10 protein-coding genes and 1 pseudogene are annotated in these 10,574 nt (G+C 48.1%); 4 read left to right on the top strand and 7 right to left on the bottom strand.

Features of this window, described 5'->3' with window-relative positions:
- Nucleotides 1-1,048 precede the first annotated feature (1,048 nt).
- The 7 genes from BLW97_RS16895 to BLW97_RS16865 all read right to left on the bottom strand — a co-directional run bounded on the left by BLW97_RS16895 (nt 1,049) and on the right by BLW97_RS16865 (nt 6,829).
- Complete coding sequence (locus tag BLW97_RS16895; RefSeq protein ID WP_031576089.1) at nt 1,049-1,393, bottom strand: hypothetical protein; 345 nt, start codon at nt 1,391-1,393, stop codon at nt 1,049-1,051.
- 116 nt (nt 1,394-1,509) lie between these two features.
- Entirely contained in the window at nt 1,510-2,499 is a 990-nt protein-coding gene (locus BLW97_RS16890) for a hypothetical protein (protein ID WP_031576091.1), read from the bottom strand.
- Nucleotides 2,496-3,140, bottom strand: coding sequence for a cytochrome b N-terminal domain-containing protein (locus tag BLW97_RS16885; RefSeq protein WP_075324017.1), 645 nt, complete (start codon nt 3,138-3,140; stop codon nt 2,496-2,498). The genes BLW97_RS16890 and BLW97_RS16885 overlap by 4 nt, the downstream gene beginning before the upstream one ends.
- Nucleotides 3,137-3,379 carry a hypothetical protein gene (locus tag BLW97_RS16880; protein WP_075324016.1) on the bottom strand — a complete coding sequence of 81 codons (243 nt, stop codon included), beginning with the start codon at nt 3,377-3,379 and terminating at the stop codon, nt 3,137-3,139. The genes BLW97_RS16885 and BLW97_RS16880 overlap by 4 nt, the downstream gene beginning before the upstream one ends.
- Before the next feature lie 415 nt (nt 3,380-3,794).
- Complete coding sequence (locus tag BLW97_RS16875) at nt 3,795-5,207, bottom strand: TolC family protein (RefSeq protein WP_075324015.1); 1,413 nt, start codon at nt 5,205-5,207, stop codon at nt 3,795-3,797.
- The gene (locus BLW97_RS16870) at nt 5,204-6,481 is read right to left on the bottom strand and encodes an efflux RND transporter periplasmic adaptor subunit (RefSeq protein ID WP_077218522.1); all 1,278 of its coding nucleotides are present in this window, start codon (nt 6,479-6,481) and stop codon (nt 5,204-5,206) included. Before BLW97_RS16870 ends, BLW97_RS16875 begins: the two co-directional genes overlap by 4 nt.
- 144 nt (nt 6,482-6,625) lie before the next feature.
- Entirely contained in the window at nt 6,626-6,829 is a 204-nt protein-coding gene (locus BLW97_RS16865; protein ID WP_031576109.1) for a hypothetical protein, read from the bottom strand.
- A 353-nt stretch (nt 6,830-7,182) separates the two neighbouring features.
- Between BLW97_RS16865 and BLW97_RS16860 the strand changes: the two are divergent.
- The 4 genes and pseudogenes from BLW97_RS16860 to BLW97_RS16845 form a co-directional block, all read left to right on the top strand.
- Nucleotides 7,183-7,901, top strand: a pseudogene (locus BLW97_RS16860) (transposase).
- 42 nt (nt 7,902-7,943) lie between these two features.
- Complete coding sequence (locus tag BLW97_RS16855; RefSeq protein ID WP_075324013.1) at nt 7,944-9,380, top strand: APC family permease; 1,437 nt, start codon at nt 7,944-7,946, stop codon at nt 9,378-9,380.
- Nucleotides 9,381-9,424: 44 nt separating this feature from the next.
- Nucleotides 9,425-10,063 carry an alpha/beta hydrolase gene (locus tag BLW97_RS16850; RefSeq protein ID WP_075324012.1) on the top strand — a complete coding sequence of 213 codons (639 nt, stop codon included), beginning with the start codon at nt 9,425-9,427 and terminating at the stop codon, nt 10,061-10,063.
- 79 nt (nt 10,064-10,142) lie between these two features.
- Nucleotides 10,143-10,574: MFS transporter (locus BLW97_RS16845; protein ID WP_242947863.1), on the top strand; the 432-nt coding region annotated here is incomplete at its 3' end.

The raw sequence follows: 10,574 nt of genomic DNA, 5'->3' as shown, positions 1-10,574 counted from the left end.
CCGTGAAAGTCACATGATCCACCAACCACGGCGGAACCAATCCTAACGCGAGAGAAAACAGCTCTTCAGGGACCATCAGCTAACTCCAATTCAGGGCACGACCGCTCCACAGCATTCTACCCCCTACCCACTCAATCTGACGAAGAGCCCATGTCTTGGAACATAAAACGCATGGTCATTTTGCGTCTGTATGGCAGAAAGATGCAGATAAACCACAAAAAACGGGGGAATTTGGGGGTAGTCCGAAGTTAAAGCCGAGGGGCTGCTAGTGTGGCCTGGGCCACGGTTTACTCACAGTAACCCGAAAATCCGGCGAGCGCTGATGATAACGTGCTCATTTATTTACTGGATGCCCAATACACAACAAAACCACCTTATGTGAGTCGCCAGATAACCTTTCGAAATTGTTTGCAAAAATGGGACCAGTGATCAATCTGACTGATTCAATGTTGAGATTTTAGAGCTCTTGACCACTTGCTCAGAACGGCCTAAACTAAAGCTACATTTTTCGATAATCTTCAATTTTTGTCGTTGCTTTCAGCAGGTTTAATTATGTTATTTATCATTCGACCTATTCACCGATGGACAAAGAAGTACGATATAAAGCATCACCATATCTTGCTGGCATGGGCTCTGTTATGTCTACTGATTCCAGCTCTTACCCTATTCATTACATTGGGAGTAAGATTTACCACTGTGGCGCAAGTACTGTCTATTTTTATAATGGGATTATCTATCGGTGTGTATTTCTATATTCTATTGCTTGCGGAAGAGGCTAGAATTTCTGGTGAATTATAGGTTTACTATATTTTATGGTCTTGCCAACCAATAAATTGCAAATAAATCTTAGAGATATAGTTGTCGCCTGGATGTAACGCTCATTATAGCTTCGCGCTGTGGTTCAGTGTGTAGTTGAAAACAAAATCTAATGTAAATTAAGCATTATTTATTCATAAAGAAGATCAACACAGAACCAAAAAAATCAATTGGCAGTCAGCACAAATCCAACTATCCATATAAACATCCTCTAATATTACCTGGTAAATTACTAACCGATACCTTCCTTTTTTTGTTCAATGAGGTGGCTCAATAGAGCGACTTCATGAGCTAAACGGTACTGCTGTTCTGTGACTTCCCATTCTCGGGCTTGTTCAGCATTATAGAACTCTTTGTCGCAAAGCTCTGAAAGCTGTTGACAGTTTATGCTATCGTTCAGAAAACCAATGAGTTCAATAAGCTGTTCATTACCCAGGATAGGTAATGCGGTGTCCAAGGTTAGTCCGTCTTTGCCGCTCAACTGCTCGGCCGCTGCGATTGTAGCAGCGTCCAGAGGATCTATATTTTCTAGTGTCATGGCACGTGATAGTGCAGCCTGCAGGTCGAACGTAGTCATAATACCTCCTGATTGATTGTGTCTAGACAAGCCATCCTTAGCCCCGACAGAGTTTCGAGGCTAACACTCCCAGCTTCTTTTTTGAACATTGTCATACATTAACAAAAAACCGTGCGTTATACTCTCTTCCTTGATGCGTTGCTCGGAATCCCAGAAGGATACTTCGCATACCAATCGCGCCATATGATCTTGTAAACTGGAATAACGTAAGGAATCCGATTAAGCCCAGGAATCACCGGCGCCAGCACCGCAATCAATAACATTACGAGGAAAATCAAAAAGGCAATAAGATCACCATTTGGTGAATTTCCGATCGCTGGTATCTGATACAAGAATGTATAGGGCCACAACCACCACGCTCCAGGATAAGGCCCGGCTATATGGGACATACCCCACTCTCCACCCTTTTCATCAAAATGACCTGCTACCGTATTCATTATGGGGCCGCCCAAATACAAAAGTGGGCGTGTATAATTGGTCTCATAGGGTGCCATGTTGGGGTTAGTATTGAAAGTAAGCGCGGCTTCCAACAAGCCCGTACGAGCAAATGTAAGCATACCGTTCATCAAAACGGGGACTGGCCCATAATCGCCCGCCGGTAACACTACACGTCCATGCGTAACCTGGGCTTTATTAAGTGCCGAAGTATATGCGTTATTCCATTCTGTCTGTTGCTTAGCGCTTGCATTTTGGTATGTGTTTAGAGCGGTTGCCACATTCGGATCAAGAGCCGCAATTTGCTGCAAAGGCTGCATCACGAAATCAACTTTGGCATTCAGTGGATATATAACCCCTACCCAACAATTCGGACAGAATGGCCCAATGTGTTGGGCATGGTTGTCATTATGGGTGTAAGGAGGTCCATAGGTCTGTAGGCGACTGGTTCCAGAAAAGTAGGAAACAGTGCGCTTCAGGAATGCGACTGGAGCCTTGGTAGCCACTTCCTTAATTGTCAGTGGACCGTAATTCTTTCCCGGAAACCCCCAAACGGCAGCCAATACCAAAATAATGGTCAGCATAACACCAAACACTATCAGTCCTTCGCGCACCATATCGTAGGGCTTCATTGGATAGCCCCGAAGATTTTTATCTGAAAGAACGCTCATTTTTCATCTCCTTCACCAAGGGCTCTTGCATTCCCATCGTCGATTTCACCTTTACCACCATTGACTATAGGATGTACCGGACTCTCGCTGCGCACAAAAGCAAGGTGAGTCACCACGAAGAAGAGAATCAGACCGGCGAAAAAGACTACATGCAAGGTCAGTACGGTCGTGTAATTCATCCAGTTCATCCACGAAAGGCCTAACGCATTGAAGGCAGCCTTTCCTTGCTGACTATTCCACTGTGCATCCCAGTTGGCCTGCAGGAGAGTACCACTAATACCAGAAAAGATGGTGATGATGAAAATAATCCATCCATTCACCCATGTACGAAAGCGGTTCCCACGCCAAGCCGCCTTAAAAAACTTAAACGTGAGGTGCATAATGACGGCCAGATAGAAAACCTCAACACTCCAAAAATGCATAGCGTTGAAAAATTGTCCAACGCTATTGAAATGCCACCAATCCGGCCCAAAAAAAGCCAATACCGTACCACTAATAAATACTACTGCCAGTGATGCGAGCGTCATCGTACCAAAGAAGTAACCGAACGAGTTGACGTAGGCGGGCATCTCTGTAGGTAGATCATCTTTCAGTGGCAGGAAAGATTTGAGACCTTTCTGAAGCACCTTATCGATATTCATTCCCCAGCCTCCTCGTCATCCTCTCCATTGCCATATAAAAATGGACCTTGCTGTTGATAGCGACGCCTGGTTTCAGCGTCCATTTCCATGAATTCAGGCATGCGTGCATAGATGCCAACAGCAAAAATGATCAGGCCCACTGCCCAAAAGGCAATATTGGGCCATGCCAAGTTAAATATACCAAACACGACATGCGCTACTGCTGGTTGGTGCATAATAGGTAAAGAACTCAAACTCATTATCTAACTCCTTTTTATTGCACTTCAGTCCCCCTTGAACCAAATACAATAACATGCAACTATCTGATTCAAGACAATAAAAAACGCATCTAATCTTCAGGTAGATATTTTACAAGTCGGCCACAACGGTATGGTATAGAACGCATCCACAATTTGCCTCAACTTGTCATTTTTCCTGGGTTTCATGGTCAGTCTCCTTCAAAATATCTCGTGTTTGGCTATGCTGTGCCTCAACTCTTAGTCGTTTTGGCGAAAAGGCGGACAGCCATCCCGTTTAATACCCGCTAAACCTGATTTTCCTATTCTCAACGCTGAAATCATCAGATCAAATAAGCCCTGGTCCGCACAACCACTAACCACCTGCAAAAACTTTACACTCGATTATAGTACATGCTGCTCGTGTTCGTGGTTGAGTTCAAGGAATCTTTGCGTAATTACCTCCGAGAGACAGGGAGAGCGAAATTTGGTGCATGAGTGCTGGAGTTAACACCCCCGCTGCTGTCGCCAGATTGGCAAACTGGATTAAGGCGGATGCATTGACATCATTCAAATCGTTACGCACCTTAAGTGCGTTTTGTCGATCAATGATCGCATTGTTCTCCGTCACCAGCCCCACTCGCACTCCATCTTCGGCCGCTCTGCTCGCACGTTTCGCCAAGGCTAATGAATAACGATAGATTTTTGCTTGCTGCAACGATCCACTGAGCCCCGAAGAACTGGTGCGAAGAATTTGCTCGATGCTGCGTTCAGTGGTCAACAAGGTAGAGAAACTCTCCCCCTCCTGATACTGGGCCTCCGCTAAGGTTGCTTGTTGGGATCCGCCTGAGAAGATTGACCAATTCATCTGTATCGTAGCAGAAGTCCCAATGTAATGATGTGGATCAGGAATGCCGCTACCTGAAGTCCCTGCCCCCTCCTGAGCCCCCTGAAAATATAAGGTACCATTTTCGGACATCCATTGATGCGCCAGGACAAGAGTCAAAGTAGGTAAGAATCCCCCTTGGGCCGCTGCGACGCCTTTGCGCGATGCATCCAACTGATATCTAGCTGATGCAAGGGCTGGATTATGAATCAGCGCCAAAGCTTGCCACTGTTTTTCCAAGTGAATCGGCAGATGGATAATTTGAGGCAGCTTAGGGGCCTCCGGGGGCAATTTTTTTCCGGTAAACTGCTCCAGTACAGCACCCGCCCCATGCCACTTGGCGAGAGCTTGCGCAAGCTGTGCTCGAATTCTGGCCAAGGCGACTTTGGCTTCATCTGCACCCAGAATGCCTGTGGTACCGGAACGGTAGCGGGCCTCAGCTGCATAAGCTTGCCGTGCGACCCCCTTCTCAGATGCTTTTAAATTTTGCAGGTTCGCATAGGCTAGAAGCCAATTTCCATAGGCAACAATGGCACTACGCTCAAGTTTTTGTACCGCTTCTTGATACTGCGCCGCTGCTGCGGCGACTTGATCACCACTGGCCCGATAATTTTGCAGTGCGGACCAATTGAAGAGCGTCTGGCTTATCTGCGCAGACCATCTCTGGATGATATTATGGCGGCCCCTCGTTAAGATCACGCTATAAGGATCATACTTATCGTAGGGTTTCTGGATACGATGGTTGTCCCATTGTGCACTGGCATGGAGACTGATCTGAGGCAGCAGCTTGGCTAAAGCCAAGGGTTGTGACTGAGAAGCGACTTCTAATTGCTGACGGTATAGTTGAACCTGTGGATCATGAACAAGCGTTTCCTGCCAAAAATGCTCCAGAGTTAAAGCCGGTGCATTTAAACTCGCAAGCATCAGAATCACGCCTGCTACCAAGGCCAATTGCATCTGTTTCATGGGCGAATTTTCATGGTTTCATCCCAGTGGGGCGTTCCTGACAAGACAATACGTTCTCCCGCTTTAAGTCCTGAGAGAATTTGGATGCCTGCGGAGGATGCCAACCCGAAATGCACCAACCGACGTGTGGCTTTATGCCCCCCTTGAGATAATACATAGACCTTACCTTCTCTATCTTCCCGAGCACCTTCAGGTGTTGCCACGTAAAGAGCGTGTGCCAATTGACCTGCTCGGATGACTACGGTTACTGGCAGTTGCGGCCTGGCGATTTGGGGAAGTTTTCCGTGAAGCCGGATGGTAACAGGCACTTCACCATGAACCACTTTGGGGGATACTCTTTGAACGGCGCCGTGGAGTATCGGCACTTCGGGAATCGATAGTCGTACTTCTGCTTCCTGACCGCGTGCAATTTCTCCAGCATCTTCAGGCGATACCGAAAGAATCACATTCAACGTGTGGATATTAGCGATGCGGGCGATGGCGCCTCCGGATTTAAGCCTTGCACCTGCTTGTACGGATACTGTTTGTACTTCGCCGCTCATTCCCGCCTTAGGCTGCAAGGCCGCCACATCGGCTTGAGCCGCCAAAAGAGCGGTACGAGCTGACGCAATCATCGATTGCTCACCTTGAAGTTGAGCCCTATAGCTTCTGCGAAAAGCCAATATTCGCCGCTTCATGGAGGCCACAAGTTCTGCACTGTTACGGGCTGTGAGTTGATCCGTTTCATATTGTAGTCGGGAGATCACAGACTCACGAAGCAGGCTCAAGTCCGCTTTCAGTCGCATCTCGGCGCTGTCTGCTTGAGTTTTATAAGTGGCCAACTGTCCCTCCAACGCATATAACTGATCATCCATCGTCGCTTTTTGTACTTTTTGCTGAGCTATTGTTCGAGTAAGGACATATTGTGCCTTTCGGGCTTGTACAAGGACCTTAGGGTTGCTGAGCGACAATAATGGACTATTTACGTTTACTCTGCTGCCTGGATGGACAAACAAACGCTGCACTGTTCCACCAACATTGCTGGTAACCCATCGTTCAATCCGGGGTTCAAGTGTGCCGGGGGATCGGATCAATATAGGAAAGGTCCCCTGCCTGACTGTTCCTAGCTGGAGATTCTTGGCCGAAACTGACCGTCCACTGGTGATATCCCACAGCGTTATCGAATAAGCTGCCAACAGTACGAACTCAATAACCAACACAACAATCAGCCAAGTCCTCATGCGACGTTGCCTGATGGTCTCAAGAGGAAGGGGTACATCTTCAGGTTGGGACATTAGAATATTCTCATCGTATTAATAGGCCTATGTGAATATATTCAAAGCAACTGCCAAGCAGTTTTCTACCCACGACATCCGGGCTTCAATAGTGCTTAAAGAAAGATGACTCTCACGTAATTGCTGAGCTTTTACTACTTAGGCTTAGGGCTTCTCTCGCGCGCTAAAACTCCAAGCATAGACTTTTCTCTTTGAAACAACCTGAAAATCCCTTCTCTCGATGGTACAAACTAAATCATCATAGATCAAATCATCGCCAAGTTGGGGAATGGTAGCATCATTGGGCATTTCAATGATTGTTTGATGCGTCTTACCTTCTTTATCGTAAACGGTGAAACCAACTTCCATACCACCTCCCTTTTGCCGCCAGCGTTCAGTGACCTAGTAACTAAAGATAAAAAGCTTTTAATCAGTAGAATACACACCATACCCATTTTGATTATTCTTTATCTATCATCTATCGAACTCATTATAGTCGCTTTCGGTTTTCAGGCACGTCCATCAAGAATGATATACTTCTAAAACCTTGCTCAACCCAATCGAGGTATTGGAAAAATCTTGCATGAGACCACGAACGCCGCACTGAATCTGTTGTTAGAGTTTACCGGTATGCTTCATAAATTAAACCGGCTCCGCGACATGTCGAGTGGATTCAGCTTTAGAATCAGGCGGATGTGACCCTGAATATAAGGAAGAAGGAGATGGATCAAAATCAGTTATACACCTTGGTCTTGGGTCTGGTACCGCCGTGGATGGTAGATAACGTGGTCTTCAAAGTCGAAGAGAAGCGATTGGATCTGCAGGTCACTTTTCCCAAGGGAAGCCGCTTCTATCTGGAAGCGCGACAGTTATTGTTTGCCACCCCCGGCAAAGACGCCTCCAGTTTTGCGCGATTCGCCACAGACCTCGGAGCCCAGGTGACCTTCGATCGATTTCACCTCATGAAACGCGTTAATGAAGCCGTGGACCAGGTCCGCCGCTCGGAAGCGCTCACCCAGCCAGATCTCAAAAAGACGCGCTGGGTATGGCTCAAGAATGACCGCAACCTGAAAGCGAAACTGCAGGAATCACTCCAGAACCAGAACCTCAAGACGGAGATGGCCTACCAGTATCGCCTGGCCTTCCAGGACATCTATACGATCAAGAATCGCCACCAGGGTGCCCCACTTTTGAAAGCCTGGTTGGAAAGCGCCAAGCCCAGCGGCTTGACGCCTATCGTCAAGGTCGCCTACACCATCCTGAACTATTGGGATAGCGCACTCCGTTGGTTTGAGAGCCAGATCAATAACGGAATTTTTGAAGGTTTCAACAGCCTCATCCAATCCGCCAAGGCGAAAGCGCGGGGTTACCGTACCCACAAGAACTTTATCAGCATGGCTTATCGATCCTGGGTAAACTGGATCCTAGGCTACCCACTTAAAATGTCGAGAAACCAGCTTTCTCCATCCATTAAGGAGTGATTTTGGACACGCAGAAACCTGATTTAGTAACCGCCCGTACCAGTACTCCCGCTATTCCCGTCAAAGGGCGTTCCATTGGAGTGGTTACGCTTACGATGATGACGGCCGCATTGTTTTTTACGTTACGGAACATGCCAATGATGGCCGGCACTGGTCTGCAAATGGTTTTTTTCAATATCGTGACCGTGTTTGCCTTTCTGATTCCCATTGCCCTGGTCGCCGCTGAACTGGCTACTGCCTGGCCCAAAAATGGCGTATTCCACTGGATTGAAGAGGCCTATGGCACTTCCTGGGGATTTACAGCGATCTGGTTGCAATGGACCCAAAGCATATTCGGCATTGCCTCCATTCTGGCCTACGTTGCTGTCAACTTATGCTATGCATTCGATCCGCAGCTGGCCACCAATCGCTGGTTTATTTTTGGGATCATTCTTGTGGTTTACTGGGGAGCTACGGCCGCTAACATGCGTGGGACGCGAACATCCGGAATGATTTCCACAGTCTGCCTCAGCAGTGGCGTCCTCTTACCCAGTGCAGTACTGATCATCATGGCTGTATTCTATATCATTCAAGGAAACCCCATTTATCTGAAGCTTGCACTCACTGCAGATAATTGGTTGCCATTGGTGAATCCTGAACATCATCTGCTGCTTTTTCTCAGTTTTATTTTCGGGGTAGCCGGTATTGAGGTATCTGCCGGGCATGCCCGGGAAGTCAGAAATGTACGGCGCAACTATCCCATTGCGGTCTTTTCCGCCGCAATTCTGGGCTTTGTCGTAACATTGTTGGGAGGCCTGGCTATCGCAGTAGTCGTACCAATAGCTCATTTAAACATGGTCTCTGGAACTATCCAGGCTTTACAGGCATTGTTTAGCACCTGGCATTTAAGTTTTTTGCTGCCCCTAGCCGCCTTTCTTGTGGCTTTTGGCGCTGCGGGCCAAGTCAGCACCTGGATTTTAGGACCGATTAAAGGGATGTGGGCCGCCTCACAAAGCGGTATTCTGCCTGCCTCTTTCCAGGAAGCCAACCGGCATGGAGTACCGCGTAATCTCCTTTTGTTGCAAGCCGTTTTCATGAGCGTGGTAGCACTGCTCATTCTGGTCATGCCGGTCAATACAGCCTTTCTGCTATTGACCTCTCTGGCCGTTGTACTCTATTGCTTCATGTATCTGTTACTTTTTACGGCTGCCATCCGATTGCGTTACACACATCCAGATGTGCCGCGACCCTATCGCGTTCCGGGTGGCCGCAACTGGGGGCTCTGGCTGGTTGCCGGAATTGGCTTTATGACTTCACTCGCCTGTCTGTTTATCGGCCTGATCCCTCCGGGACATATGGCAGAGAACATTTATGCTCCCTCCATGTTAGGTGCTTTAATTCTCATGATTCTTATCCCGTTGGGTTGGTATCGCTATCGAAGGCAAATTGTGCCAGCTTAATGGGTTGTAGACCGATATTTAACTCTCTATAAGGAGATTTCTCTATGCCATCCTCCCTTTCTTCACAAACCATTTCTTTCTGCACGACCGATAACGTAAAACTGGAGGCAGATATTTATCCTGCGCAGAACCCCTGGTGTGTGCTGGCCCATGGTAAAGCCTACGATAAAAATGCCTGGAAACCCTTGGCTGTGGATATGCAACAGTGGGGATGGACCGTGCTGGCCCCGAATTTCAGAGGATATGGTCTGTCGGAACGGGGAGATAATGCCAGTTATGATCAGGATATCTTGGCCAGCATAGCCTATGCACGCAGAGAACGCGCCAATCCAATCGTTCTTTTGGGCGCTTCCATGGGCGGGATCGCCGTTATCGCCGCGCTTGCAGAAACGGAGAAAGCCGTGGATGCCGTCATATGGCTATCCCCTGCGGGAGGGGAGGAATATTTGCCACTTCTGGCCAACAAGGCGGCTCATGGCCTGTTGCTTTTCAGTGAAAATGAGGCTTATGCGGCCCCTGCCCGAGAAATCGCGAGTCACCCCCCTTTTCCTATTTCTACGCGTAGCTGGCCCGGCAGCCTGCATGCACATCAACTGTTGAATGATCCCGATTCCGGGCCTGAAGTAAAAGCAGTCATTCAGGACTTTTTGGCCAGCCTCTACAATCCAATGCGTCACGCTTAGCGCAACGACTGCTTAATCGACATATTATGGCTGAGACCGCAGGGGCATTGCCGAGATGCGTAAATAAGCTATGAATGGCATGGATACACCAAAGTTGGAAAGCCGTTACTCCAACGAAACGGGGAGCCCACATCTTCTTGCCATTACCATCGCCGTAATGGCCTGCATTATCATGAATGTCCTGGACATCACGATTGTCAACGTGGCGTTGCCGCATATGGAGGGATCGCTTCACGCCAACAGCAATCAGATTACCTGGGCACTGACTACCTACATGTTGGCCATGGTTATCGTGACCCCGCTGACCGGATTGCTGGTCGAACGTTTCGGACAACGGCAGCTCATCCTGTGGAGCGTGGCTGGCTTCCTGGTCTGCTCGATCATGAGCGGACAATCCCACAGTCTCACGGAAATTGTCTTTTGGCGCTTCATGCAAGGGGCTTTGGGGGCATCGCTCGTACCGGTCGGACAGGCGATTTTGGTAGAAGCCTATCCTCGGGAAAAACGAGGA

Source organism: Acidithiobacillus albertensis, assembly GCF_001931655.1.
Taxonomy (GTDB): domain Bacteria; phylum Pseudomonadota; class Gammaproteobacteria; order Acidithiobacillales; family Acidithiobacillaceae; genus Acidithiobacillus; species Acidithiobacillus thiooxidans.
Note: the sequence above shows the minus strand (reverse complement) of the source record. Positions and strands in the feature narration are given on the sequence as shown.